Raw genomic sequence first — 25199 nt, forward strand, 5'->3', positions numbered from 1 at the left:
AAATGTTCTGTTTATCACAAGATTATTAGTGAAATAATTCAGCTTCTCTTCGGCTGGCGTTATACTGGGAGTATGTAGAAAATTAAAATGATCGGTGAGCGGAATGTTAAACGAATTAAGGAGCCTTTTTAATGAAAAAAATGATTAGCATTATAAGCATAGCCATCCTGCTTAGCGCCTGCGGCAACGCATCGGGGAATAACGGCAGTGAACTTTTGGTGTCGACCGCCTCTAGCCTGACAGAAGTGATGGAAAAGATGGAAGCGGAATTTCAACAGGTGGAACCGGATATTGATCTGTCCTTTAATTACGGGTCATCCAGCAAGCTGAGAAGCCAGATCGAGCAGGGAGCACCTGCCGATTTATTTTTATCGGCCAGTGTGAAGGATATGGATCTTCTCGAATCGCAGCAACTCATAGAATCGGAAAGCATGATCCCTTTTGCTGAAAATCGCCTGGTCCTGGCTTCTTTGGAAGAATTTCCGGAAACAGCGGATTTTGCGGGAATAGTGATGGGTACTGAAGAAACCATAGCCATTGGAGAGCCGGACAGTGTGCCGGTCGGGGATTATACAAAGCAGGCATTGGAAAGCCAGGGCTTATGGCTGCCGCTTGAAGGGCGCCTTATCTATGCCAAAGATGCCAGGCAAGTCGTGACTTATGTGGAAAGCGGGAATGCAGGTCTTGGCATTATCTATTCATCGGATGCCGTTATTTCCCGGGAAATAAAAGCGACGCTTGAGCTGCCTGGACAGAAGAATCCTGTCGTTTATCCCGGAGCCATCGTAGCAGCTTCAGAAAAACAGGAGGCTGCGGGGGCTTTTCTGGATTTCGTAACCGGTCCAACAGGGCAGGCCATTCTTGAAGAATACGGCTTTTTGCCGATAGAGGCAGCCCCATGATGCCTTATGATTTGTCTCCGCTTTGGTTATCGCTGAGAGTCGCGGTCATTTCGACATTATTTGTATTTGTGGTCAGCCTGGCACTTGCACGGTTGATGAACAAACGCGAATTTTTCGGCAAGAGCCTTGTTGAAGCGCTGATCTTGTTGCCTTTGGTTCTTCCGCCGACGGTCATCGGTTTCGGTCTGATTGTCCTGTTCGGTGTCAACGGCCCACTTGGCATCCTATTGGAGCAGTGGTTCGGATTTCGTGTGGTCTTTACGTGGATTGGAGCGGCAATTGCTTCGTTTGTGGTATCTTTGCCGTTGATGTATCAAAGCGTTCTTGCCGCTTTTGAAAAAGTGGATCCGCGCTGGGAAAATGTTGCGCGGACGATGGGCGTATCCGAATGGCGGATTTTCCGGACCATCACGTTTCCGCTTGCCTGGTCGGGCATTCTTGCAGGCTTAATTCTGGCTTTTGCACGGGGAATCGGTGAATTCGGCGCCACCTTGATGATTGCCGGCTACATTCCCGGAGTTACGGAGACGGTGCCGCTGGCGATCTATTTCGCCTATGAAGCAGGGGATATGGAGAAAGCCCTGTTTTGGGTGCTGATCATCTCCTCGCTCGGGGTAGCCGCCATCACCTGGGTCAATTACTGGCGCAAAAAGAACGCAATACGAATCGGCAGGGAGTGAGCAGATGCTGGAAGTGGATGTTCAGAAACAATTGGACCATTTTAACTTAGAGATGAAGTTTGAGCTGGGGCAGGAAATCCTGGCACTTGTCGGATCTTCCGGTTCAGGCAAGACCACGTTGCTGAATTGCCTGGCGGGCATCGTTCATCCGGATGCCGGAAAAATTTTATTGAACGGCCGGGATTTTTATAGCGAAGGACAAAAACCGTTGAAGATCCAGAAGCGAAAAGTCGGCTATTTGTTTCAGGATTACGCGCTGTTTCCGCATTTGACTGTAGAACAAAACATTCTGTATGCACTGTCGCGGGGGACGGATCTATCGTCCATTACTGAACTGACAAAAATCCTGGGAATCACCGGCCTGCTGAGCAAATACCCGCACCAGATTTCAGGCGGCGAAAAGCAGCGTGTCGCGTTGACGCGTGCAATGGCCGTCCAGCCGGATATCCTGCTGCTCGATGAACCATTTTCGGCTTTGGATGATGCCAACCGTGACCGGTGCCAGGATGAATTGCTGCGGATTCACCAGCAATGGAAAATCCCGATCATCTTTGTGACACATCGGATTGCCGATGCCGAAAAACTGGCAGATCGGATCATACGGATTGAAAGAGGACAGATGACAGAGCAGACGGTAGGTTGATGCTGACTGCAGTTTTGGGCCGGGCATGATAGAGTGATACTAATGAAGAAACCGTTTGGACCATCAAGCGGCAGGAAAGTGGGAATCAACATGGATGAACGCTATTCAAGGCAAGTCTTATTCAAGCCGCTCGGCCAAACCGGCCAGCAAAAGCTTGTCTTATCAACTGTCACCATCATCGGCTGCGGAGCTCTAGGGTCGGCAATCGCAGAAACACTGACACGTGCCGGCATCGGGACCATCCACCTCGTCGACCGTGACTATGTAGAGTTATCGAATCTGCAGCGCCAGCAGCTTTTCACTGAAACGGATGCCCAGCAGATGCTGCCAAAAGTGGCGGCGGCGGAACAACGGCTGAAAGCTATCCGCAGCGATCTGCGTTTATTCACTTATCTGGAGCATTTGGATGCAGCGGGGATGGAGAAACTGGCGGCTGTCAGTGACTTGATCCTGGATGCCACCGATAATTTTGAAACCCGTCTATTGATCAATGATGCTTCTGTAAAATATGGCGTGCCTTGGATCTACGGTGCCTGTGTCGGCAGTTCGGGAGTGGTTTTTCCCTTTATACCAGGGGAAAGTTCCTGCTTCCGCTGCCTGCTGCCGGTACTTCCAGCAATCAATGAAACCTGTGATACGGTTGGCATCATTTCGCCAGCGGTCCAAGTGACGGCCGCGCTTCAATGCACAGAAGCATTGAAATGGCTGAGCGGCAACCGCGAAGCGATGCGGAAAAAGATTCATCATTTCAACTTATGGGACAACAGCCAGCTGGATATCGGCGTGGCGCGCATCAAGGATCCTGCCTGCAAAACCTGCGGAGAAGACGCAGTATTTCCGTCGCTCAACGAAACAGGAGTGAATTTCTATGCCGTTTTATGCGGCCGGGACGCGGTGCAGATTTTGCCTGACCCAAACCGCCCCATCACTTTGGACGATGCGGAAAAAGTTGGCCGGCGTTTAGAGGCTGGGGTGAAGCGGACGCCTTATTTCGTCGAATTAAAGGTTTTCCATCACCGCATGGTGCTGTTCGGCAATGGCCGGCTGCTGATTCACGGCGTCCATAATGTAGCGGAAGGCCGGAAATTATACCATCAAGTATTCGGGTAATCCAGAGGAGGAGTTTGTATGTCGGAATCGTTCCAAGGGGGCCAACAGGTGCGTATAGCGGTATTGACGATCAGCGATACGCGCACAAAAGAAACGGATACCGGAGGCCAGCTTGTTCAGCAGCTTGCCCGAAATGAAGGATTGGAACTTGTGGAATACGGCATAGTGGAAGATGATATAGCGGCCATCCGTGTCGTCGTTTCCGACTGGTTAGAGAGGGATGAGATTGATGTGATTGTCACAACCGGCGGAACAGGGATCGCCAAACGCGATGTTACCCTGGAGGCGGTTGAACCGTTTTTTGAAAAGGAAATTGATGGCTTCGGTGAGCTCTTCCGTTACGTCAGTTTTTCTGAAGACATCGGTACAAAAGCACTGTTAAGCCGTGCTGCAGCCGGTGTGGCCAATGACAAAGCCATCTTTGTCCTCCCCGGTTCCCGTGGGGCTGTAAAGCTGGCAATGGAACGGCTGATCCTGCCGGAAATCCAGCACATCCACTCTGAATTGACCAAGCATCATGAGCCGCACGCATAATTACGGCTGACAGGAAAAAGGTTCACCAATCAGTAAAAATTAAAAGCCTATGGATCCGTCACAACTGACGGATCCATAGGCTTTTTTTGCGGAATTGATGGAGCGGCGATGCTGAGCCCTGTAACTTTGCTTCTTCAGCCTCGTGCGTAATCGCCTGATTTCCCGCCGGTTTTCTGGAGCAGCATGGTCGGACCGATGACCATTTCCTTGCCAGCGGCTTTGCACATATCGTAGATCGTCAAAGCAGCAGCGGAAGCGGCTGTGAGAGCTTCCATCTCGACACCTGTTGGCCCCTTCGTTTTAACTTCTGCTGTCAGAAGGACTTCAAAATGATTGGCATCTTCATCGACATTCCATTGGAATTCGATATCGACGCCGCTAAGAGCTAACGGATGGCACATCGGGATGATTTGGGCAGTATTTTTGGCGGCCATGATGCCGGCTACCTGCGCGACGGCGAAAACATCACCTTTTTTATTGGTGCCTTCTTTGATCTGCTGGTAAATTGCTTTGTTCAGCAGAACGGAAGTGGTGGCGCGGGCTGTGCGGACGCTGTCTTTCTTATCAGAGACATCGACCATCTTGGCGCGGCCCTGGGCATTGAAATGTGTCAGTTCAAACAAAAGAATCATCCTTTCACTAGTGAGTCCTTTCAGTATAGCATGGCTGGAGACTGTCTTTGATTTTTGGACAATCAAGCAGTTTCTTTGAAAACCTTTGGCTGCTTTTGCCAAAATGCGTTATTGACAAGTGAGAGAATTGCCGACTATAGTTCAACTTAAAGTCTGAACATTACATAAATAAAGCGGGGGGCCATAACTATGAAAGAAGAGCAGGCATACAAGCAAATCAAGAAAATGATCATTGAGGGGAAATTCTCCGTCAAAGAAGCGATCAGCATCAATCGTCTGGCAGAAAAGTTGGTGATGAGCCGCACGCCGATTCACCGGGCGTTGTCGCGTTTGGAGCGGGAAGGCTATATCACCATTACGCCGCAGGTCGGTGTTTTTGTGCGTCGGCCAGATGCCCGGGAAGTGCAGGAAAGGCTGTTGCTGTGCGTCAATATCGATGTCTTTCTGGCAGAGCAGGCGGCTAAATCCATCAACGAGCTTCAGCTTGAGGAATTGAAGAAACTGCTCGAAGCGATGGAACAGCCTTCCATTGAACCGGGTGATTACGAAAACTTGAACCGGGATTTCCATACAATGATCTGCCGGGCAGCCAACAATAGTTATGCATTTCAGACAAATAAAATCAATTGGGATTACCTGAATTACCTTAATGCTTCCGAAACCTTGTTTCGGGGAGCCAACCGTGAACAGTCGCAGGCTGAGCACCGCATGATTTATTATGCGCTGCGCGATGGGGATTCAAAGCTGACAGAGCTGCTGATGAAAAAGCATTTGAAGCGGGTTGCGCAATTTATTATTGGTAAATACGGACATATGGATTGAATCTTGCAGATATCAAGACCGTTTTTAGTAGGTTATATACAGAAAACCGAATGGAATTAGATAACTATTTATTGAGTTTTCAAATATCATTGAAAGTTTAGTTTATTCCGCATAGAATCAGTTACAAGAACAATGTAAGCGTTTTACTGAAGCGGACATGGAATGGATCGGAAGATGGAAGGGAGGCTGCAAGCAGAAAACAGAAGCTTTGGGGTTTTATCGGAAAAGGATTACGTATAGACACACTGAAATATTAGTTGACCATAAAATAAGGAAATACAGACTGAATCTGTAGAAAAGAAGCTTGAATATAATTATCTAAAATTTTACTTAAGGGGTGGACAGAATGACAATCACGAAACGGAAAGTCCAGACAGGTGCATATGAAACATTTATACACGAGGGAGGAGCCGGCAATAGCGAGACGATCTTTTTCCTTCATGGCAGCGGCCCTGGAGCGAGTGCAAGTTCGAACTGGCAAGGTGTTCTGGCGGAATACGCTGAGAATTATCATGTTGTAGCTCCTGACATCCTTGGATTTGGCGAAACGGATCACCCGACAGAGTATCCGGCCAACGGAGCGCAGTGGATGAACTGGCGAATCGAGCAGGTATTGAATTTAATGGATGCATTGGACCTGGAGAAGGTTCATCTGGTCGGCAATTCACTGGGCGGCGTCATTTCCCTGTTCCTGGCGATGGACACACCAGACCGTTTCGACCGCATTGTCTTAATGGGCGCTGGCGGCGGTTTGACTGAACCGACACCGGAACTCAGCAAGCTGGCGAACTTCCACAAAGATCCGACTGCCAAAGCGCTGCGCAACTTATTGAGCTGGTTCTTGTATGATATGACCGGCATGGAAGACAAACTGGACAGCATTGTAGAAGAACGAATGGAGCTGTTCAACCGTCCGGAAGTACGCAAATCCTACGAAGAAAACTTCGGGAAGACGCAATTGTCCGATATGCTGGTTCCGCCTTCTGCGCTCAAACGCATGAAGCACGAATTCTTCCTGATCCATGGACACCAGGACCGTTTCGTTCCGTTGGCAAGCAGCCTATACGTAATGGAATACCTGGAAAATGCTGAACTGCATGTCTTCAAGCAATGTGGGCACTGGGCACAGATCGAACAGAGAGAGAATTTCATCAAACTGACCCAGGATTTCTTCAACCGCAATAAAGTATTGAACCGCGCATAAAAATTGGATAAGGGGTGTTTATATTGACTCAAATGGCGACAGATACCAAAAAGATGCTGGTGGAAAGCGGAACTGCGTTGATTCCGAAGTTAAGGGACCTGAGCTTGGAAATTGACCGCAATAGTGAATTATCTGATGAAGTGATTGAGGAGCTGCGCAGCAATGGGCTGTTGAAGGTCCTGCGTCCGGAAATCTTCGGAGGCTACCAGACGAATATGCGCACCTATACAGAAGTGGTGACGGAAATTTCCCGCGGCAACGGTTCGGCGGGCTGGTTCGTATCACTTAGCAATATCCGGGATTATATGATTTCCTATGCATTCGGCCAATTGGCACTCGATGAAATTTTTGGTGAAGGACAGGATGTCATCTTGGCTGGGAACTTTAAACCGATCAAATGTGAAATCGAGAAAACGGAAGGCGGCTACATGATTAAAGAAGCGCAGTGGCCATTCGTGTCCGGCAGCCCGCATGCCGATTGGTTCTATTTCGGATTCCCAGTGGATGACGGCAAAGGCGGCATGGAAATGGCCATCATGGTGCTGCCGAGACATGAAGTGACGGTTCTGAATGACTGGAATGTCATGGGTTTGAGGGGATCGGGAAGCAATAGCGTGAAAGTCGAGAATGTCTTCCTCCCGGAGCACCGCGTATCGCTGGATCGCCTGGCGAGACAAGGGGAATACATGATCGAGCAGCTGCGTGACATTCCTTTATATCAGACGCCTTTTGTCCCTTCATTGACCTTGTCGATTGTGGCTCCTGCACTTGGACTGGCGCAGGCGGCGATGGATCTTCATATGGAGCGCGTCGAAAAAGCGGGCATCGGCAATACTTTCTATGCAAAAATGAGCGAAGCGCCGATCACCCACATGCAAGTGGCGCAAGCGCAGCTGAAAATCGATTCGGCTGAGCTTCATCTGTACCGGGCGGTCGATATGCTGGATGATTATTCTGTTCGGGGACTGCAATTGACGATGGAGGAAGGCATCCGCATGAAAGCTGATTTCGGCTACGTCAACCAACTCTGCAAAGAAGCGATCGACTTGCTGACAGAAGGAGCCGGTTCGGTGTTCTCCTATAACAACAACCTGTTCCAACTGGTCTACCGAGATTTCCTGTCGATGCACCTGCACGGCTTCATCACACCATCCAGCTTGATCGAGACATACGGCAGAGTCATGTGCGGCCAGGAGCCGAATACGTATTTCGTTTAAATAAATAAGATTGAAATTTCAGTATATAAAGGGACTCAAGAGGAGGAATTTGGGATGAGCAAACCGGAAATCGCAAAATTGGGGCATTTTGGATTAGTATCAACGGACTTGGAGAAATCTTTATGGTTCTTTAAAGAAATATTGGGCTTAGAGGAAACGGAAGAGCGGGACGGCGTCCATTACCTGCGGGCGTGGGGCGATTTCGAACATCATACCCTAACCATTCGTCAGGGAGACGAAGCGAAACTGGACCATATTGCCTGGCGCACGAAAAAACCGGAGGACGTGGAAGGCTTTGCGAAAATTCTGGAAGAGTCAGGCACTCCCGTCACGTGGAACGAAGAAGGCATCGAAGCCGGCCAAGGCAAAGCGTTCCGCTTCAAGATGCCAAGCGGCCATACATTGGAGATCTATTACGATATGGAAAAAACCCTGGCAGATCCGAAAAGCCGTTCAGTACTGAAAAACCAATCGCATAAATCATGGGCGCGCGGTGTATCGCCGAGACGGATCGATCATGTCAATTTGCTGTCTTCCTTGCCAGCCAATGAACTGGCAGATTTCCTGATGGACAAACTGGGCTTCCAAATGCGTGAATGCGTACAGGCACCGGACGGCAGTTTGGTTGGCGCCTGGTTGAGTGTCACAGCACTAGTGCATGACATCGCCATCAGCCATGACCCGAATGCCGCTTCCACCAATGAAGTCCACCACATTTCCTATTGGCTGGACAATGCGCAGGATCTGCTGCGGGCAGCGGATATCCTGACAGAACACGGCATTCATTTTGTAGGGCCAGGAAAGCACGGCATTTCGCAGGCCATGTATATTTACGCCATCGATCCAGGCAGTGGAGTGCGTGTTGAAATCTTCACCAACGGCTACCTGATCTTTGAACCGGACTGGGAGCCGATTGTTTGGACACTTGACGAAATGGACGTTGGTTTCACCTACTGGGGCGACCAGACAGATACCAAGACAGAAAATAATCCGACCATTAAAGCCTGAAAAATAAACCGAAAATAGAGGAGGAATCATCATGGATGATCGTTTATTCCGAGATGCAATGGGCAAATTCACAACAGGAGTTACCGTGTTGACGACAGAGTTTGAAAACGAGCCGGCCGGCATGACAGCAAATGCCTTTATGTCGGTTTCATTGACACCGAAGCTGGTGGTCGTATCAATCGGGCACAAGGCACGCTTCCTGGCGAAAGTGCAGGAATCCCAAAAATTCGCGGTGAATATACTGGCTGCGGATCAGGAAAATTACTCCCGTATGTTTGCTGGGCAGGTAAAAGACGACAGCAAAGTCGCATTTGGTGAGTTGGCAGGCAATCCAGTCATTCCGAAAGCATTAGTACAGGTCAGCTGCAAACTGGTTGCGGAACATGTCGAAGGAGACCATACCTTATTGATCGGCGAAGTCCTGGACCTCAAAATAGAAGAAGGCAATCCGTTGATTTACTTCAGCGGCCAATACCATGCGTTAGCCGAAAAAGCACCAGTCGTATAAGGGAGAGTGGAATTCGATGGATATTCAAGCAGCGGCAGAAAAGCTGAAGCAAGCTGAAAAAAACAAAGCACCAATTGCTCCATTCACCTCTTCAACAGAAGCGATTTCTGTTGAAGAGGCCTACCAGATCCAATTGCTTCAGATTCAGGAAAAAGTAGAGCAGGGCGCAGAAATCAAAGGCTTGAAAGTCGGGCTGACCAGCAAAGTCATGCAGGACATGTTCAATGTGGATACGCCGGATTATGGCCATATCCTGGATTCGATGGTTTTCGGGCAGGGCAGCTCTGTCAATGTGGAGCAGTTTATCCAGCCGAAAGTCGAGTTTGAAATTGCCTTTGTCCTGAAGAATGAATTGAAGGGGCCGAATGTCACAGTGGAAGATGTCCTGGCAGCTACTGACTACGTCGTGCCAGCCATCGAAATCATCGACAGCCGCATCAAAGACTGGAAATTCAAGTTTGAAGATACCGTCGCAGACAATGGTTCTTCAGCGGGAGCGGTATTCGGCAGCAAACGGACCTATGTGAAAGATGTGGATTTGGCTGCTGTCGAAATGAACGCCTATAAAAATGGCGACTGGTTTGATTCAGCTACTGGTGAAGCGGTGATGGGACATCCGGCAAAAGCGGTAGCCTGGCTTGCCAATGCGGTAGCGGAATACGGCATCACTTTGCGTGCGGGGTATTTTATCCTGGCGGGTGCGTTGTCAAAAGCGGTTCCTTTTGAAGCGGATGAAAATTTTACAGCTGACTTCGGGGAACTTGGCGATGTGTCGGTATCGTTTGTAAGGGAAGGTGAGCGGGTGTGAAAAAGCTGAAAGTGGGCATTATTGGATCCGGCAATATCGGAACGGACCTGATGTACAAAATCGAGCGCAGCGATGCGTTGCAGATGAGCGTCATGGTGGGCATCGACCCGGAATCGGAAGGGTTGAAGCGTGCGGCTGACCGCGGCTATGAAGTGGTGGCGAACGGCATTGACGGCTTGATGGAAAAACTGGAGCTTGTCGATATCGTTTTCGATGCAACATCTGCAAAAGCGCATCAACATCACAGCGAACTGTTGGTGGCCGCCGGTAAAAAAGTCATTGACCTGACACCGGCAGCGATCGGTCCGTTCACTGTGCCGACTGTCAATTTGGATGAGCATTTTGAGAAACCGAACTTGAATATGGTGACTTGCGGCGGGCAGGCGACGATTCCGATCGTCAATGCCATCAGCCGTGTAGTGGAAGTCGAATACGCAGAAATTGTCGCAACCGTCGCCAGCAAAAGTGCAGGTCCGGGAACACGTGCCAATATCGACGAATTCACCCACACTACTTCTAAGGCGATCGAGCAGGTGGGCGGAGCGAAAAAAGGCAAAGCGATCATTATCCTGAATCCGGCAGAACCACCGATTCTGATGCGGGATACCGTTCACGCGCTCATGGCTGACGAAGGGCAGGAACAGGCAGTCATCGCATCGATCAATGACATGGTGAAGGACGTGCAAAGCTATGTGCCTGGCTATCGTCTGCGTGGGGAACCGCAATTTGACGGCCGTAAAGTTTCGGTCTTTTTGGAAGTGGAAGGGGCGGGCGACTTTTTCCCGCCTTATTCAGGCAACTTGGATATCATGACTGCAGCAGCGGCGAAAGTGGCAAACGAAATGGCGAAGCAGCTGATGGCTGCAGAGGTTTAGGAGGAGAATCCAATGACGCAACGGTCATTTGAAATACTGGACGTGACACTTCGGGATGGCAGTCACGCAATGAAGCACGCATTTACGGAACAGCATGTCCGCGATACGGCTAAAGGGCTGGATTTGGCAGGCGTCAATTATTTCGAAGTATCCCATGGCGATGGCCTGGGCGGCTCTTCCTTGCAATACGGATTGTCGAAAGTGGACGAGCTGAAGCTGATCGAGGCGGCAGCGGATGTCTGCAAAACGTCAAAAGTATCGGTCCTGCTGATTCCTGGAATCGGCATTACAGAAGACCTGCAGGAGGCAGTGAAAGCCGGGGCGAAAATGGTCCGTGTGGCGACGCATGTTACGGAAGCGGACGTTGCGGCCCAGCATATCGCACTTGGCCGGGAACTGGGGTTGAAGACGGTCGGTTTCCTCATGATGGCCCATATGGCGAGTGTCGAGAAAATCGTCGAGCAGGCCAAGCTTTTTGAAAGCTATGGTGCTGAAGTGATTTATGTGACCGATTCGGCGGGATATATGCTGCCGCATGAAGTGACGGAACGAATTACGGCATTAAAGCAATCGGTGGGCTGTGAAATCGGCTTTCATGGCCATAACAACCTGTCGATGGCGATGGCCAATACCGTAGCGGCGGTTGAAGCCGGTGCCACCTATATCGACGGCAGCCTGCGCGCGCTTGGCGCCGGCAGCGGCAACACACAGACTGAAGTGATGGTGGCGGTTCTGGAACGCCTCGGCTATAATACCGGAATCGATCTATACAAAATCATGGATGTGGCGAATGAAGTCGTAGCCCCGTTCATGCAGCGGCCACAGGAAATTACCGGCTCCAGCCTGATCATGGGCTATTCGGGCGTCTACTCGAGCTTTTTGCTCCATACACAGACAGCCGCACAAAAGTTCGGTGTCGATGAACGGGATATCCTCGTGGAACTCGGCCGCATGAAGGCAGTGGGTGGGCAGGAAGATTTGATTTATGATGTTGCCCAGAGTTTTGCGGCGAAGAAGGCTCAATAAAGAGCAGTTAATATAGAAAAAATTGGAAACGCTGGAGAGAGACCCTCTTTACAGCGTTTTTTTCTGCATTTTATTCGATATCAAAACGATTCTGTTTGAAAAACTAATAAAAATTACCGGAAAACAACCTTCAATACGGATAATTTCTACTCTAGTATGCTAGAAATGATTTGTGTAATATTTCAGTATATTCTACAAATTTTATTAGTCAGAGAGAAATAATTGTAAACGCATACAAAGGGGCGAAAAGAAAATGGCGAATCCGGAAATTGCAAAATTGGGCTATGTGTCGTTGGTGACACCAGATTTAGAGGCATCCCTGCACTTCTTCAAAGAAGTGATCGGGCTTGAAGAAACGACTGAAATTGATGGCGTCCATTATTTACGGGCATGGGGAGATTTTCAGCACCATACCTTATCCATTGAAAAAGGGGACAGCGGCCATGTGAAATACATCGGCTGGCGGACGAAAAACCGTAAGGACGTCGAGGAATTCCGGGAGCTGCTGGAAAAAGATGGCGTGAAAGTGGAGTATTACGCAGCTGGTGAAACGCCTGGCATCGGCGAAGCGATCCGATTCCAGCTGCCAAGCGGCCATACGTTTGAATTGTATTACGATATCGAGCGCCCGGCACCGGAAGAACACCGGAAATCGGTCTTGAAAAACCAGACTTACAAAGCCTGGGCAAAAGGGATTTCACCGAGACGCTTGGACCACGTCAATATCCACACGACGACGGATGCCGGCATCACCTACGAATTCCTGAAGGAGCTGGGATTCAATATGCGTGAGTATTTGCGGGACGACAATGGAGATATCATTGCAGGCTGGATGAGCGTTACGCAATTGGTGCACGATGTGGCCATTGCACAAAAGCCGTCCTTGCCGTCACCGGCCCGCATCCATCACATCTCCTATTGGTCCGATGATTCACAGGATATCCTGCGGGCGGCGGATATTCTCAGCGAAAACAATATCGAGTTCATCGGTCCAGGAAAACACGGCATTTCACAGGCGCTTTACTTGTACGTCATGGATCCGGGCAGCGGTTTCCGCGTAGAACTCTTCACCGGCGGCTATTTGATCTTCGAACCCGACTGGGAGCCGGTGGAATGGACGATGAAAGATCGGGCAGTCGGCAATACGTATTGGGGAGATTCAGTGCAGGACAAGGAATTGAACAATATCACCATCGAAGCAAAATAAGGGGAAAAGAGGCGAACTCTCATGAAAACAATTGAAATCGATTACGCAAATCTGCGTCAGCACCAGCTTGAGCTTCTGCCGCATGTCATCGCCCTTGGATTTTTTGACGGATTGCATAAAGGCCACCGGACCGTGATTGAAGAAGCGAAGAAGAAAGCGGACTTGCTGGGATTGCCGTTGTCGGTCATGAGCTTTTTCCCACACCCGAAAAGTGTGTTGTCGAAAGGCAAAGTGCAAGTCGATTATTTGATGCCATTGGAGAAAAAGCAGCAGCGGCTGGAAGAGCTTGGTGTGGATCTGTTCTTGATTGTTGAATTCAGTTTGGATTTCGCCGCTTTGTCTCCACAGCAATTTGTACAGGATTATTTAGTTGGCTTGCATGCACAGCATGTCGTCTGCGGATTTGATTATACGTACGGCTCTAAAGGAGCGGGAAATGTCACGACGCTTGCCGATCATGGCGGCGGCCAGTTCGGAGTAACGGAAGTGGCGAAAGTGGAAGTCTGCGGAGAGAAGATCAGCTCAACGCGGATCCGCGAAAAGCTGGCGACTGGGGATATCGAGTTTCTGCAGAACATGATGGGTGAAGCCTACACCATTGAATGGTGCCCAGAAAACGGTCTGCTTCCGCATTATACCTTGCCGGCAGCGGGTGAATACGTCGTCACGCTGAAATGCCACGACCGCGAAATGACTGGGATTCTGCAGGTGACAAACGACCGGCAGATCAATTTCAACCGCATCGGCTTTATTTCAGACAAACGCATGACAATCAAATGGCATAAGGAAGTTGAAGAAAACGTCTTCAGCTTCGCTTGATAAATCAATGGCAGAGGATGATTGGATGACGAAAAATAAACAGTTTAAACAATTGCTCGAGCAGCCGAATGCATTTTTGTTGCCGGGTGCTTATGACGGAATGACGGCACGGATGATTGAGGAGTTCGGATTTCCCGCTATCTACGCAACCGGCGCAGGAATTTCCAATGCACAGCTCGGCTGGGCGGATGTCGGACTGACGGCAGTCACTGAAATAGCGGATGTGGTGGCCCGCATGTCGGATGTCACCAATGTGCCGATCGTTGTAGACGGTGATACCGGCTTCGGCAATGCATTGAATTTGATGCGCACCGTTAAACAATTGGAGCGCGCTGGTGCTTCGGCGATCCAGTTTGAAGATCAGGTAGCTCCTAAGAAATGCGGCCATTTCGGCGGCAAGCAAGTGATTTCAAAAGAAGAGATGGTCAATAAAATCAAGGCGGCAGTCGATACACGCCAAGCCGAGGACCTATCGATCATCGCGAGAACCGATGCCCTGGCCATTTACGGCATGGAAGAGGCGATCGACCGGGCCAATGCCTATAAGGAAGCGGGAGCGGATGTCATTTTTGTTGAAGCGCCGACAACCGTTGAACAGCTGATGCAGATCACGGCACAGGTTCCGGATATCCCCCATATCATCAATATGGTTGAAGGGGGCAGCACGCCGCTGGTTTCGCTGGAAAGAGCGGAAAAGATGGGCTTCCAGATCATGCTTTGTGCCAATACCGTATTGCGTTCAGCTATCAAAGGCATTCAACAAAGCTTGGGAATCCTGCAGCAGGATAAGTCACAGGAGAACATCCATGAGTTTATCTGTACGTGGGAAGAACGGCAGGAGCTGTTCAAGCTCAAGCAGATCAAACAATGGGAAAAGCAATACCTTGAATTTGATGTACTAGAGGAGGCGCGCAAACGATGACGAGAGAAATCGACTATGATATTGCCATTATCGGCTGTGGTGCAGCAGGTACTGCAGCGGCTCTGGCAGCTGCAGAAAAAGCGAAGGAACAGGATCAGCAATTGAAGATCGCCATCATCGAGCGGGCGGATTTTGATAACCGGGGCGGCAACTCGCGTTGGACAGCGGCTTATATGCGCATGGAAACCATCGACCAACCGGCACCGAACTTTAAGGAAGACATGATGGCGTTTTCGGATAATTTCTCGGACCGCCAGTATATCGAAACACTCTATGACCATGCCGGACCGACTTTGCGCTGGGTCGAATCGAAAGGTGTCGGGTTCGACTATTTGCCGACGATGTTTTTGACGTCAGCCAAACCGCGCTTGTTGCCGGTCGGCGGTGGGCGCGCCTTGATCGACACACTGTCGCTGCGTGCACGGGCACTCGGTGTGGAAATCATCTATGAAGCGACGGCCTGGAATTTGAGCCTCGATGAAGAAGGAGCAGTCTCAGGGCTGAAAATCCGCATCAAAGGCGGCAGTTCCGTGGAGTTGAACGTCAGCGCGGTTATCCTGGCATCGGGCGGTTTCCAAGGAAGCCAGGAAATGATGGCGCAGTATATCGGACGGGATGCGCACAAGATACCGCCGGTTGCCGAAGGCGGTCTCTTCAATAAAGGTGAAGGCATCCGCATGGCCATGCAGCTCGGCGCCAAAGGTTCCGGACAATGGGATGCCTTCCATGCAGAGCCGGTCGATCCGCGCAGCAAACGTGAAGAAGCGGGCGTCATGACTTACCCGTACGCCATCCTTGTCGACCAGAACGGCAACCGGTTCGTCGACGAAGGCGCCTCGACGATTGATGAACAGTACGAAGCGGTAGCACGGAAAATTTTCTATGAACTGCCGAACCACATCGCTTATATGATCACTGATCAAAAATTATACGCTATTCCGAATTACGAGGAAGCCTTGCAAACCGAACAGCCGCCTGTAACCGGGGAAACCATCGAAGAGCTGGCGGAGAAACTGGACATTCCTGCAGAGGTCCTGGCGAAGACCGTCGGAGATTTCAATAAAGCGGTGCAGCCTGGCGAATTTTTATGGAACAAAAAAGATGGCAAAAAAGCCGTGGGCATTGTACCGCCCAAATCCAATTGGGCGGTACCGATTGATCAAGGGCCGTATATCGCTTATCCGATCATTTGCTGCAACGTCTTTACAAACGGTGGAATAGCGACCGATGTCCATGGCCGCGTCTTATCCAATGACAACGAAGCGATACCTGGCCTTTACGCTGCAGGAGAGATGACTGGACTTTATTACGGGAAATACCCTGGCGGTACGTCAGTGTTGCGTGGCCTGGTATTCGGCAAACGTTCCGGGGAGCATGCAGTGAAGTTTATTTCTTCAAACGTGAAATCTTATTCTTAATGAAAAGGGGTGGAGCTTTTGTTAACAGGGAAAGTGGCGCTGGTCACAGGCGGCGGCCGTGGAATCGGCCGTGAAACCTGCATTCTGCTTGCTTCATATGGAGCGGATGTGGCGGTTTGTGCCAGAAGTGCGGATGAATGCCAGGAAGTGGTAGATCTGATTACTGAGCAATATGGCGTCCGGGCAATCGCGGTAATTTGCGATGTGGGCGACGAAGCGGCAGTGAAACAAGCAGTTGAAACGGTGGAAAATGAACTTGGAAAAGTGGCGATCCTAATCAATAATGCCGGTGTCATGAGCCTCAAGCCATTTACAGAAACGACGCTGGAAGAATGGAAATGGGTGCACGATATCAATGTCCATGCCCCGTTCAACTTGAGCAAAGCAGTCGTACCGGGAATGATTGAACAGAGGGACGGCGTCATCATCAATATCGGCTCGATCTGGGGGACAAAAGGCGGGCCGAACCGAAGTGCATATATCTCATCCAAACACGCCATCATCGGATTTTCAAAAGCTTTGGGTGAAGAGTTGAAGCCGCATGGCATCCGCGTAAATGTAGTGAATCCGGGCCCTGTCGACACCCGAATGATTGATGACTTGGGCATGGATGTCGATAAAAGCGGCTGGCTCAAGCCGATCGACATCGCGCATGTAGTGGTTGACTTATGTCTGCCGAAAATGGTCGCAATTACAGCCGCATCGATTGAAGCGTTCGGTGCAGGACAGCCGATCGCCAGCTTACAAAAATAAAAATTGAAGGGAACGATAAAAATGACTGAATTCGTATCAGCAATCTCATCAAAAAACATCAGCCTTGAATTATCCACTAAACTATTGGAGGCTGCAGTAGAAAAAGGAAAAGAATTGGGCATGCCTTTCAGCATCTCGATTGTCGACAGAGTCGGAAACCTTAAAGCTTTCTCAGCAATGGACAATGCGCCGGTATTGAGCCTGGATATCGCACAGAACAAAGCCTTTTCAGCAGCAACTTATAACCGTGCGACACATGAATGGTATGACCGCTTGAAGGATGATCCACCGTTATTGCATGGCCTGGTACATACAGAGCGCTTGGTTATTTTCGGCGGCGGCTACCCGATCAAGATCGACGGGGAATTGATTGGCGGAATCGGCGTCAGCGGCGGGCATTACACGCATGACATGCAGGTCTGTGAAGCCGCCCTTGAAGTTTTGGAGCAGCTTACCACCAAGGCTGTGTAAAGCTCATGGAAAATACCTTTAACCTCATCATTGTCGGAGCGGGAATGGCCGGCTTATGTGCAGCGGCGGAAGCGGCTGGGCAAGGGGCAAGCGTCCTGGTGCTTGAAAAGGAAGAGCAGTTCGGGGGCAGTTCCCTGCTGAGCGGACGCTATATGGCTTTTGCCGGAACCGATATTCAGCAGCGTGAAGGAATTGACGATCAAACGGAATTTCTGGTCGCGGACATGCTGGCGGTCGGTGAAGGGAAAAATGAAATCGATTTGGTCGAGGCTTATGGCGAGCATCAGTTTGAGACCTATCAATGGCTGGTTGCCCAAGGTGTCGAGTTCCATAAAGTGCAGGCGGTCAGCGGGCATAGTGTGCCGCGTGGGCATACGATCACGCCGCTTCAAGCCATTACGGCCTTATACGAAAAAGCGGAAAAATCCGGAAATGTCATTTTCAAAACACAGTCCAAGGTTCAACGCCTTCGGAAAAACGAAGCAGGCCGGGTTGCGGAAGTGGTCTATGAACACGAGGGGCAGACCTTCACTGCAACAGCGGAAAATGGAGTGCTGTTGACTTCAGGCGGATTTTCAAAAAGTGAAGAACTGCTGTCCGCATTTGCTCCGCAATTGGATGGCGCTTTACGAATCGGCGGCGCAGGAAATGTCGGTGACGGCATCCGGCTTGCCAGTGAACAAGGTGCCTGGCTCCGCGATTTTCCGTACCTGAAAGGCACTTTCGGTTTTCATCCGACAGCAGACGGCCCGCGGAAATCACAGGCATTGGCATTCTACAAAGGCGCCATCATCGTCAATAAATCAGCAAAACGCTTTGTCAATGAATCGATCTCCTATAAATTGATCGGAACGGAAGCGTTGAGACAACCGGACAAACTCACTTACCAAATTTGGGACCAGGCGATTATGGAGCAAGGCGTCGCGGGCGATGCCCTCTACGATTTCGCCAAACTCCAGTCGCTTGGCTTGATTGAAGGGGCAGAAACGCTTGATGAACTTGCCCGAAAAATCGGTTTGCCGGCGGAAGATCTGAAAGAAACAGTAGCTGTTTATAATGAAGACGTCAGAAATGGCGCTGACCGTGGATTTGGGCGCGACAGCTTGACCCATCATTTCGGCAAGCCGCAGCCGATCGGCCAGGCGCCGTTTTATGCGATGCACACGACGGTTGCGATGCTTGCCACATATGCGGGTGTCAGTGTCGACCGATATGCGCAGGTGTTGAATCCCTATAACGAACCCATTGAAGGCTTGTACGCAGCCGGGGAAATTGCCGGCGGCTTCCACGGAGCGGGTTATATGACCGGCAGTTCCTTGGGCAAAGCTGCAATCTTCGGACGCATCGCCGTCCAAAGTGCATTAAAGAAGCAAGCGGTTTTATAAAGAAAAGCTTCAATCAGTGGGGGTCTTCATCCTCCACTGTCTGTTAAAGCGGGATAAAAGGAGAGGTGAGACCATTGAAAATTTGGCACCAAAGCCTGACTTCAATCGAACATGTTCCGGCTTATCGCGACGCCGTGATTGCCCAGATCCAAAAAGTGGCGAGGCCGGATGTGGAAGTCGTGCTGCACGGCATGTCGAATGAGACCTATCCATCCGAATACCCGGGCCATTTCATCACTTACGCCTATTTGCAGAACCTCCACCGGGAGCAATTTGTCAAAAATGCCTTGATTGCTGAAAGTGCGGGCTATGATTGCATGTTCATCGGCACCATTCCAGATGTCGGATTGATGGAGGCCCGGACGCTGGTGGATATTCCGGTGATTGGCTACGGCCAGGCATCGTTCCATATCGCTTCCATGCTTGGAGACACAATAGGCATCGTCAATTTTCTGGAGCCACTGGCCGACCAATTGCGCCAGAACGCCAATCGCTATGGCTTAGGAGGCAAGCTTGGACCGATCGTCCAAACCTCTGTCGGATTTTACGAGGTGCTGGCAGGATTTGAGAATCCACAGCCAGTCATCGACAGTTTTATCGAAAGTGCGGAAAAGGCGATTGCGCTGGGCGCAGACGTGATTATTCCTGGAGAAGGACCGATGAACGTCTTTCTCGCGACACAAGGCATTTCACGGATTGGAGATGTACCGATTGTCGACTCTTTTGCAGCTGGCATCAAAATGTGCGAGACCATGACGGATCTGAAAGTGAATTCGGGGGTTACCATGACGCGAAAAGGCTATTTCAATGCCAAGCCGCCGGAAGAAGCGGTGAAAAAATTGCGCGGCTTCTACAATAAAGAAAGCGATATCCATGCCGGCCTTGATTACGGATTATCGGTCAAAGCTGGCCTTCAAATCTAGCTATAAAAACCTCCTCGCAGACGGAGGTTTTTTGGCATATCGTTATATCACAATAAATTATCAGTTTTATCTAAAATTTTGTATAATGGAGCTGTCTTCTAAATCAGTTATAAGGCTATCCATTTATTTTATTAAATATGCTGTAGTGAAATAGAACTGTGATCAAAGGGGGAATTTGATGAGACAGTTGGAGGAGTTCAAGCATTTGGAAGATAAAAAGATATCGACGACTTCCGCGACATTCGGATTATTGCGGAAAGAACTGATTGAAAACCTGGGAATGAAGCGGGCAAAATCATTTTTATTGCGCTATGGCTGGAATTTAGGCCAAGCACATGCGAAAGATGTCTTGAAAGCCGGCGGAACGATAAAAGAGATGCTTGAGAAAGCTGGAGAATTGCATTTTCAAACCGGCCAAATATCAAACTTGATTTCCAATCGTTCAGTCGAAATGGATGAACAGGGAAACTTGCTGTCGATTTCGGCAAAGGGTGAATGGATAGACTCTTTTGAAGTGGAAGAGCATGTCAAGAATCACGGGCTTTCAGCTTGTCCGGTATGCCATACTTTAACAGGATTTGGCAGCGGTTTCACTTCGACCATCATCAATCGCCGTGTCTTCATCAAAGAAGTGGAATGCCGCGGCAAAGGGGATTCCACTTGCACATTTGAAATGCGGTTGGAGGAAGACTGGGATGAGCCGGAGATGCGGGAAGAAATAGGGCTGTATGAAAAAAGCCGTTTTATTGACGAGCTGAACGTTACTTATGAACAAGTGGTCGAGCAAAAAAACTATATCGAACGAGCGGCAGCCTTTCACGATACGCTGACCTCCAAGCTGTCGGATGGTGATTCAATCGAAGACATCATTGGCACCATCTACGACACGCTGAACATCCCGGTTTCCATTGAAGACCTGAATTTCGAGTCCCGAGTATACAGAGGGCTGGATGAAACCGAATACCGGAATTTAAGTGATGATTTCCGGAATACCATCAATAAAACCAAGAGCGGCAAACTCCTGCCCTCCACTTACACAGGAACTTTTGTCATTCGCGGCAAAATGCATAATCGTCTTGTGTCACCGATCATCGTCCAGAAAAAAGCCATTGGCTATATCACTTTCTTCTATCTCGACAAAGCAGTGGAACTGGAGAACGAAACCATGTTCATTCAGCGTGCGGCTACGTCTGCGGCTCTTTTATTCCTGAATGAAAAAACCAGTCTGGAAGCTGTTGAAAACATCAAGGCATATTTTTTCGAGCAGCTGCTGCTCAAGCAATATACGTCTGTGCCGAGCATGGTTTACCGCGGGTATTACATGGGAGTGGACTTGAAGGAACCTTTTTACATTGCGACCTTAAAATGTTCCTCGGAGCATCTCGATGTTTCAAAAGTGGAATTCTTGGAGCAGGCGATCCAATCGATCAGCCGCTATTTGGAGATGCAAAGCTATAAAATCCTCATTACAGAATATGAAGGCCATATTCTCATGCTGTTGCCTAAAGTCGACCGATTGCGCTACATGATTGAAAATATCCTGAAGCATCTGCGTCAAGAGCATCGCCATGCGGAGTTCCAGGTCGCACTGAGCAGTGAAAGCGAGTCGATTGAAACAATCGAAGAAAGCCTGGAAGAGTCGCGGGTGGCTTTGCGGCTCAACTCGGAAGACCAAATCGCTTCTTTTGAAGATGTCAGCATCATCGGCTCTTTGATCAATTCGAAAAATATGCTGTCCATTCGCCGCATTGCACGAAAAGAGCTGGACCCGATTTTTGAGCTGAAAGACCATAAACGCGACGAACTGCTGAAAACATTGTACGTCTTCCTGATAAATGGCGGAAATCTGCAGCAGTCCATCAGTGATTTGTCACTGTCCATGAGCGGGCTGATGTACCGCATCACCCGGATTGAAAAACTGCTCGGCAAAGAATTGCGCAATCCGACAGTGGCCTATGAGTTGTTATTGATGCTGGATGCTTTGAAAATCCTTGGCGACATCGACGTTTAATTTGTACAGAAAAAACAGGAGGCATTGCCTGAAGCTGAAAGACCCGGCTTTTGGCAATGCTTTTTTATGGTCTTTATCCAGTATCTAAAAAATAATCATTGGAAAAATTCGATTAATGCGCTTCCATTTTCAGAAAACTAATAAAATCTATTGGAAAAGGACCAGAAATCGAATGCTTTTTCATCTTTAATTTATTCAGAAATTTCTTTAAATTAGAGACAGAAAGAAAAAGCTGAAGAGGAGTGGGAAAAATGAATCCAGTTATCCAACAACAAAGTGAAGCCGATGTAGTGGCAGCGGCGAAATCGCTGATTCCTGCATTACGGGAGCGCGCTAAAGAAACTGAAGAAATCCGCCGTATCCCAGAAGCTACTATGAATGAATTAAAGGAATTGAGCATATTTAAAATGTTGCGCCCGAAACGTTATGGCGGGCTTGAAACGTCTATGCGCGACTACAGTGAAGCGGTTGTTGAAATTTCCAAAGGCTGCGGTTCGACAGGGTGGATTGTGGCATTATGCGCCATCCGCGAGTTGATGGTTGCTGAATCTTTCGGCGAAGAAACCCATGAAGAAATTTTTGGCAAGAACGAAGATGATGTCCTGTTTGCAGGAGTTTACGAACCGCGCAAGTGCATCGCCAAAAAGGTGGAAGGCGGCTATATGATCGAAGAAGGATTTTGGATGTTCTGTTCGGGATCTCTGCACGCGACATGGGGCTATTTTGGAATGCCGATCATTGATGATGAAGGCAAGATGATCGACCAGGTATTGATGACCTTGCCATTTTCTGAAATGGAGATCATGGATGACTGGCATGTGATGGGCTTGAAAGGAACAGGCAGCAACAGCGTCAAGATGAACAATGTTTTTATTCCGGAACGCCGCTGCACATCGTTCGTGAAAGCTCTTGATGGCGATTTCGAATCTGCGCATCTGCGTGATATCCCCCTTTACAACACGGCTTTGTTCCCTGCATTGATCCTGTCGCTTGGCTTGCCGGGCTTGGGCTTGCTGAAGGCGGCGTTGGAATTCTTCGAACAGACTTTGCCGAATCGCCGTGCAGCACATATGGGCGTGGAATTTGTAAAAGATGCGGCAAGCACACATACCGCAATGGCGGATGTGGCGCTGAAAATCGAGACTGCTGAAATATTCTTCTATAAAGTGGCGGATGCTTTGGATGCCAGTGCAGCTGCAAAAGAATACATGCCGCGCCACGAACGCGTGAAAACGCTGGCTGATATCGGCTATGCCAACCAATTATTAAAAGAAGCGATGGATATCCTGTTGTCGGCAAGCGGTTCTGGATTTGTCTACAACGGCCATCCGATGCAGCGGATCCTGCTCGATTTCCTGACTTTGCATACGCATCGCTCATTGTCACCGACGATCACCAAAGAAAACTTCGGGCGTGTATTGGCCGGACTCGAGTCAAACGCAATCCGTTATTGAATATATGCATTTACCAGTTAGGGGAGGGTTTATCGTGAAACCGGAAATTGCAAAATTGGGCTATATTTCGCTGGTATCGGCGGATTTGGAAAAGTCGCTGGTGTTTTTCAAAGACATCATCGGCCTGGAAGAAACAGAAGCAAAAGATGGCGTGCATTATTTGCGCGCCTGGGGCGACTTCCAGCACCATACTTTGTCGATCCAACAGGGAGACCGTGGACATGTGAAACACATCGGCTGGCGGACGAAGACTAAGGAAGATGTTGCTGCTTTTCAGGCCATGCTTGAAGAGCAGGGGATCAAAGCCGATCAGGTTGATGCCTGGAAAACGCCTGGCATCGGCGAATCCATCAGCTTTCAAGTGCCGAGCGGCCATACGTTCAATCTGTATTTCGATGTAGAGCGTCCTCCGGTGGATGAACATCGCCGGTCGGTCCTGAAGAACCAAACTTATAAGTCATGGGCAAAGGGCATCTCTCCTCGGCGCCTGGATCATGTTAATCTCCACACATCCGCTGAATCGAGCGCGACGTATTCATTCATGGAAGAGGTGCTGGGATTCAAGATGCGGGAGTATTTGATCAGCGACGAAGGAAATGTACTGGCCGGCTGGATGAGCGTCACGCAATTGGTCCATGACGTAGCGTTGGTGTCCCGTCCGGAAACCCCGACAAAAGCCAGGCTACACCACATCTCTTATTGGCTGGATGATTCGCAGGATATTCTGCGCGCGGCGGATATTTTAAGAGAGCATCATTTCGACTTTGTCGGCCCAGGAAAACATGCCATCTCCCAGGCACTGTATTTATACGTTACAGATCCGGGCAGCGGCTGCCGCGTGGAACTGTTCACGGGCAGCTACTTGATCTTTGAACCGGATTGGGAGCCTGTCGAATGGACGGAAAGTGAACGGGCTTTCGGCAATACTTACTGGGGAGACAGCATAGATAAGAAACAATTAGTCAAAGAAACGATAGAAGCATTATAGATTGGAAGGGGAATGGCCATGGCGATTGTAACCAATGAAATCACACAGGAAATCATCCAAACAGAAAATTTTGCAACTTTCTTGAATCAGTCAGGCGCGCAGAACACCGAGACGATCCTATTTCTTCACGGATCTGGTCCTGGCGTGACCGCCGTCGTCAACTGGCATAAAGCGCTCGAGGGCGTCAGCGAAAACTACCGCTGCCTGGCACCTGATTTATACGGATTCGGCAAAAGCAGCCATCCGGAACAGCCGTTGAAAAACCGCCAGCAGTGGATGGACCAGTGGGTAGAGCAAGTCCTTGAATTGATGGACCACCTGGAGCTGGAGAAAGTCCACTTGGTCGGCAATTCGCTGGGCTGTTCGATCGCCTTGGAATTATTGATTGAGTATCCGGAGCGTTTTGATGAAGTGGTGCTGATGGGACCAGGCGGGACGCCGAACACCAAATTGAGTTTTGAACTGGCGCGTGCGAAAAGCTTTTACGACAATCCTTCGAAAAAGAAATTAAAGCAGATCATGAGCTGGTTCGTTTACGATGCGGATAAAATGAGTCCGGTCATCGAGGGCCTTCTGGAGGAACGCTTTGAAACGGCGATGCGTCCGGAAGTGCATCGTTCAAATGATTCGATTTTCGCTACAGCAGCCGTTCCAATCCCAACCGTAGCGCTCAATCGGATCAAGAACCGGGTGCTCTTGGTGCATGGTTTGAATGACAAGGTCTGTTCGGTGGAATCCAGCTATTATCTGGCAGAGCATCTCCACAATGCCCAGCTTCATGTGTTCGGACAATGCGGACATTGGGCGCAACTTGAAATGAAGGACAGTTTCCACGAGCTGATCCAGTCATTCTTTAGCAAGAAAATTTAACAGCTGAGG

The 25199-nt window shown here is 49.5% G+C and carries 26 protein-coding genes; 25 read left to right on the forward strand and 1 reads right to left on the reverse strand.

Features of this window, described 5'->3' with window-relative positions; genetic code table 11:
* Window positions 1-131 precede the first annotated feature (131 nt).
* The 5 genes from modA (at window position 132) to AC1MEO_RS15100 (ending at window position 3869) form a co-directional block, all read left to right on the forward strand.
* The gene (gene modA, locus AC1MEO_RS15080) at window positions 132-902 is read left to right on the forward strand and encodes a molybdate ABC transporter substrate-binding protein (RefSeq protein ID WP_480331740.1); all 771 of its coding nucleotides are present in this window, start codon (window positions 132-134) and stop codon (window positions 900-902) included.
* Window positions 899-1582: a molybdate ABC transporter permease subunit gene (gene modB / locus AC1MEO_RS15085; protein ID WP_480331741.1), complete on the forward strand. Its 684-nt coding sequence runs from the start codon at window positions 899-901 to the stop codon at window positions 1580-1582. The genes modA and modB overlap by 4 nt, the downstream gene beginning before the upstream one ends.
* A gap of 4 nt (window positions 1583-1586) precedes the next feature.
* A complete protein-coding gene (locus AC1MEO_RS15090) occupies window positions 1587-2225 on the forward strand; it encodes an ATP-binding cassette domain-containing protein (RefSeq protein WP_480331743.1) in 639 nt (212 codons plus the stop codon).
* A 90-nt stretch (window positions 2226-2315) separates the two neighbouring features.
* Window positions 2316-3335 (forward strand): ThiF family adenylyltransferase, encoded by a 1020-nt coding sequence (locus AC1MEO_RS15095; protein WP_480336119.1) that lies wholly within the window; start codon window positions 2316-2318, stop codon window positions 3333-3335.
* Window positions 3336-3353: 18 nt separating this feature from the next.
* Window positions 3354-3869, forward strand: a complete 516-nt coding sequence (locus tag AC1MEO_RS15100) for a MogA/MoaB family molybdenum cofactor biosynthesis protein (protein WP_480331744.1) — start codon at window positions 3354-3356, stop codon at window positions 3867-3869.
* A 134-nt stretch (window positions 3870-4003) separates the two neighbouring features.
* Here AC1MEO_RS15100 and moaC read toward each other — a convergent pair whose 3' ends face one another.
* Window positions 4004-4492, reverse strand: coding sequence for a cyclic pyranopterin monophosphate synthase MoaC (moaC, locus tag AC1MEO_RS15105; protein WP_480331746.1), 489 nt, complete (start codon window positions 4490-4492; stop codon window positions 4004-4006).
* A 198-nt stretch (window positions 4493-4690) separates the two neighbouring features.
* Between moaC and AC1MEO_RS15110 the strand changes: the two genes are divergently transcribed.
* The 20 genes from AC1MEO_RS15110 (at window position 4691) to AC1MEO_RS15205 (ending at window position 25190) form a co-directional block, all read left to right on the forward strand.
* Entirely contained in the window at window positions 4691-5323 is a 633-nt protein-coding gene (locus AC1MEO_RS15110; RefSeq protein ID WP_480331747.1) for a GntR family transcriptional regulator, read from the forward strand.
* A gap of 346 nt (window positions 5324-5669) precedes the next feature.
* Complete coding sequence (locus AC1MEO_RS15115; RefSeq protein ID WP_480331749.1) at window positions 5670-6527, forward strand: alpha/beta fold hydrolase; 858 nt, start codon at window positions 5670-5672, stop codon at window positions 6525-6527.
* A 32-nt stretch (window positions 6528-6559) separates the two neighbouring features.
* Window positions 6560-7744 (forward strand): acyl-CoA dehydrogenase family protein, encoded by a 1185-nt coding sequence (locus AC1MEO_RS15120; RefSeq protein WP_480336121.1) that lies wholly within the window; start codon window positions 6560-6562, stop codon window positions 7742-7744.
* 54 nt (window positions 7745-7798) lie between these two features.
* A complete protein-coding gene (locus AC1MEO_RS15125) occupies window positions 7799-8752 on the forward strand; it encodes a VOC family protein (protein WP_480331750.1) in 954 nt (317 codons plus the stop codon).
* A gap of 31 nt (window positions 8753-8783) precedes the next feature.
* Window positions 8784-9260, forward strand: coding sequence for a flavin reductase family protein (locus tag AC1MEO_RS15130; protein WP_480331752.1), 477 nt, complete (start codon window positions 8784-8786; stop codon window positions 9258-9260).
* 16 nt (window positions 9261-9276) lie between these two features.
* Complete coding sequence (locus AC1MEO_RS15135) at window positions 9277-10068, forward strand: 2-keto-4-pentenoate hydratase (protein ID WP_480331754.1); 792 nt, start codon at window positions 9277-9279, stop codon at window positions 10066-10068.
* On the forward strand, window positions 10065-10943 hold the full coding sequence (locus AC1MEO_RS15140) for an acetaldehyde dehydrogenase (acetylating) (RefSeq protein WP_480331756.1): 879 nt from the start codon (window positions 10065-10067) through the stop codon (window positions 10941-10943). The genes AC1MEO_RS15135 and AC1MEO_RS15140 overlap by 4 nt, the downstream gene beginning before the upstream one ends.
* Window positions 10944-10955: 12 nt before the next feature.
* On the forward strand, window positions 10956-11969 hold the full coding sequence (gene dmpG / locus AC1MEO_RS15145; RefSeq protein WP_480331757.1) for a 4-hydroxy-2-oxovalerate aldolase: 1014 nt from the start codon (window positions 10956-10958) through the stop codon (window positions 11967-11969).
* A gap of 253 nt (window positions 11970-12222) precedes the next feature.
* Complete coding sequence (locus AC1MEO_RS15150; RefSeq protein ID WP_480331759.1) at window positions 12223-13176, forward strand: VOC family protein; 954 nt, start codon at window positions 12223-12225, stop codon at window positions 13174-13176.
* Between the two features lie 21 nt (window positions 13177-13197).
* A complete protein-coding gene (locus AC1MEO_RS15155) occupies window positions 13198-13995 on the forward strand; it encodes an adenylyltransferase/cytidyltransferase family protein (RefSeq protein ID WP_480331761.1) in 798 nt (265 codons plus the stop codon).
* A gap of 25 nt (window positions 13996-14020) precedes the next feature.
* The gene (locus tag AC1MEO_RS15160) at window positions 14021-14917 is read left to right on the forward strand and encodes an isocitrate lyase/PEP mutase family protein (protein ID WP_480331762.1); all 897 of its coding nucleotides are present in this window, start codon (window positions 14021-14023) and stop codon (window positions 14915-14917) included.
* On the forward strand, window positions 14914-16335 hold the full coding sequence (locus AC1MEO_RS15165; protein ID WP_480331763.1) for an FAD-binding protein: 1422 nt from the start codon (window positions 14914-14916) through the stop codon (window positions 16333-16335). The genes AC1MEO_RS15160 and AC1MEO_RS15165 overlap by 4 nt, the downstream gene beginning before the upstream one ends.
* Before the next feature lie 9 nt (window positions 16336-16344).
* Complete coding sequence (locus tag AC1MEO_RS15170; RefSeq protein WP_480331764.1) at window positions 16345-17088, forward strand: SDR family NAD(P)-dependent oxidoreductase; 744 nt, start codon at window positions 16345-16347, stop codon at window positions 17086-17088.
* A 21-nt stretch (window positions 17089-17109) separates the two neighbouring features.
* Complete coding sequence (locus tag AC1MEO_RS15175) at window positions 17110-17559, forward strand: GlcG/HbpS family heme-binding protein (RefSeq protein WP_191714835.1); 450 nt, start codon at window positions 17110-17112, stop codon at window positions 17557-17559.
* A 5-nt stretch (window positions 17560-17564) separates the two neighbouring features.
* Window positions 17565-18944 (forward strand): FAD-dependent oxidoreductase, encoded by a 1380-nt coding sequence (locus tag AC1MEO_RS15180; RefSeq protein WP_480331767.1) that lies wholly within the window; start codon window positions 17565-17567, stop codon window positions 18942-18944.
* A 74-nt stretch (window positions 18945-19018) separates the two neighbouring features.
* Window positions 19019-19867, forward strand: coding sequence for an aspartate/glutamate racemase family protein (locus AC1MEO_RS15185; protein ID WP_480331769.1), 849 nt, complete (start codon window positions 19019-19021; stop codon window positions 19865-19867).
* A gap of 178 nt (window positions 19868-20045) precedes the next feature.
* Window positions 20046-21878, forward strand: a complete 1833-nt coding sequence (locus AC1MEO_RS15190) for a V4R domain-containing protein (RefSeq protein WP_480331770.1) — start codon at window positions 20046-20048, stop codon at window positions 21876-21878.
* 251 nt (window positions 21879-22129) lie between these two features.
* Window positions 22130-23332: an acyl-CoA dehydrogenase family protein gene (locus tag AC1MEO_RS15195; protein WP_480331772.1), complete on the forward strand. Its 1203-nt coding sequence runs from the start codon at window positions 22130-22132 to the stop codon at window positions 23330-23332.
* A gap of 34 nt (window positions 23333-23366) precedes the next feature.
* A complete protein-coding gene (locus AC1MEO_RS15200) occupies window positions 23367-24320 on the forward strand; it encodes a VOC family protein (RefSeq protein WP_480331774.1) in 954 nt (317 codons plus the stop codon).
* Window positions 24321-24338: 18 nt separating this feature from the next.
* Complete coding sequence (locus AC1MEO_RS15205; RefSeq protein ID WP_480331776.1) at window positions 24339-25190, forward strand: alpha/beta fold hydrolase; 852 nt, start codon at window positions 24339-24341, stop codon at window positions 25188-25190.
* The last annotated feature ends 9 nt before the right edge of the window (window positions 25191-25199 follow it).

Source organism: Planococcus sp. BI3 (assembly GCF_056680115.1).

Bases quoted from the DNA above. Each gene is read 5' to 3' on its own strand.
- modA (WP_480331740.1), top strand. From the start codon at position 132: ATGAAAAAAATGATTAGCATTATAAGCATAGCCATCCTGCTTAGCGCC.
- modB (WP_480331741.1), top strand. From the start codon at position 899: ATGATGCCTTATGATTTGTCTCCGCTTTGGTTATCGCTGAGAGTCGCG.
- AC1MEO_RS15090 (WP_480331743.1), top strand. From the start codon at position 1,587: ATGCTGGAAGTGGATGTTCAGAAACAATTGGACCATTTTAACTTAGAG.
- AC1MEO_RS15095 (WP_480336119.1), top strand. From the start codon at position 2,316: ATGGATGAACGCTATTCAAGGCAAGTCTTATTCAAGCCGCTCGGCCAA.
- AC1MEO_RS15100 (WP_480331744.1), top strand. From the start codon at position 3,354: ATGTCGGAATCGTTCCAAGGGGGCCAACAGGTGCGTATAGCGGTATTG.
- AC1MEO_RS15110 (WP_480331747.1), top strand. From the start codon at position 4,691: ATGAAAGAAGAGCAGGCATACAAGCAAATCAAGAAAATGATCATTGAG.
- AC1MEO_RS15115 (WP_480331749.1), top strand. From the start codon at position 5,670: ATGACAATCACGAAACGGAAAGTCCAGACAGGTGCATATGAAACATTT.
- AC1MEO_RS15120 (WP_480336121.1), top strand. From the start codon at position 6,560: ATGGCGACAGATACCAAAAAGATGCTGGTGGAAAGCGGAACTGCGTTG.
- AC1MEO_RS15125 (WP_480331750.1), top strand. From the start codon at position 7,799: ATGAGCAAACCGGAAATCGCAAAATTGGGGCATTTTGGATTAGTATCA.
- AC1MEO_RS15130 (WP_480331752.1), top strand. From the start codon at position 8,784: ATGGATGATCGTTTATTCCGAGATGCAATGGGCAAATTCACAACAGGA.
- AC1MEO_RS15135 (WP_480331754.1), top strand. From the start codon at position 9,277: ATGGATATTCAAGCAGCGGCAGAAAAGCTGAAGCAAGCTGAAAAAAAC.
- dmpG (WP_480331757.1), top strand. From the start codon at position 10,956: ATGACGCAACGGTCATTTGAAATACTGGACGTGACACTTCGGGATGGC.
- AC1MEO_RS15150 (WP_480331759.1), top strand. From the start codon at position 12,223: ATGGCGAATCCGGAAATTGCAAAATTGGGCTATGTGTCGTTGGTGACA.
- AC1MEO_RS15155 (WP_480331761.1), top strand. From the start codon at position 13,198: ATGAAAACAATTGAAATCGATTACGCAAATCTGCGTCAGCACCAGCTT.
- AC1MEO_RS15160 (WP_480331762.1), top strand. From the start codon at position 14,021: ATGACGAAAAATAAACAGTTTAAACAATTGCTCGAGCAGCCGAATGCA.
- AC1MEO_RS15165 (WP_480331763.1), top strand. From the start codon at position 14,914: ATGACGAGAGAAATCGACTATGATATTGCCATTATCGGCTGTGGTGCA.
- AC1MEO_RS15175 (WP_191714835.1), top strand. From the start codon at position 17,110: ATGACTGAATTCGTATCAGCAATCTCATCAAAAAACATCAGCCTTGAA.
- AC1MEO_RS15180 (WP_480331767.1), top strand. From the start codon at position 17,565: ATGGAAAATACCTTTAACCTCATCATTGTCGGAGCGGGAATGGCCGGC.
- AC1MEO_RS15190 (WP_480331770.1), top strand. From the start codon at position 20,046: ATGAGACAGTTGGAGGAGTTCAAGCATTTGGAAGATAAAAAGATATCG.
- AC1MEO_RS15195 (WP_480331772.1), top strand. From the start codon at position 22,130: ATGAATCCAGTTATCCAACAACAAAGTGAAGCCGATGTAGTGGCAGCG.
- AC1MEO_RS15205 (WP_480331776.1), top strand. From the start codon at position 24,339: ATGGCGATTGTAACCAATGAAATCACACAGGAAATCATCCAAACAGAA.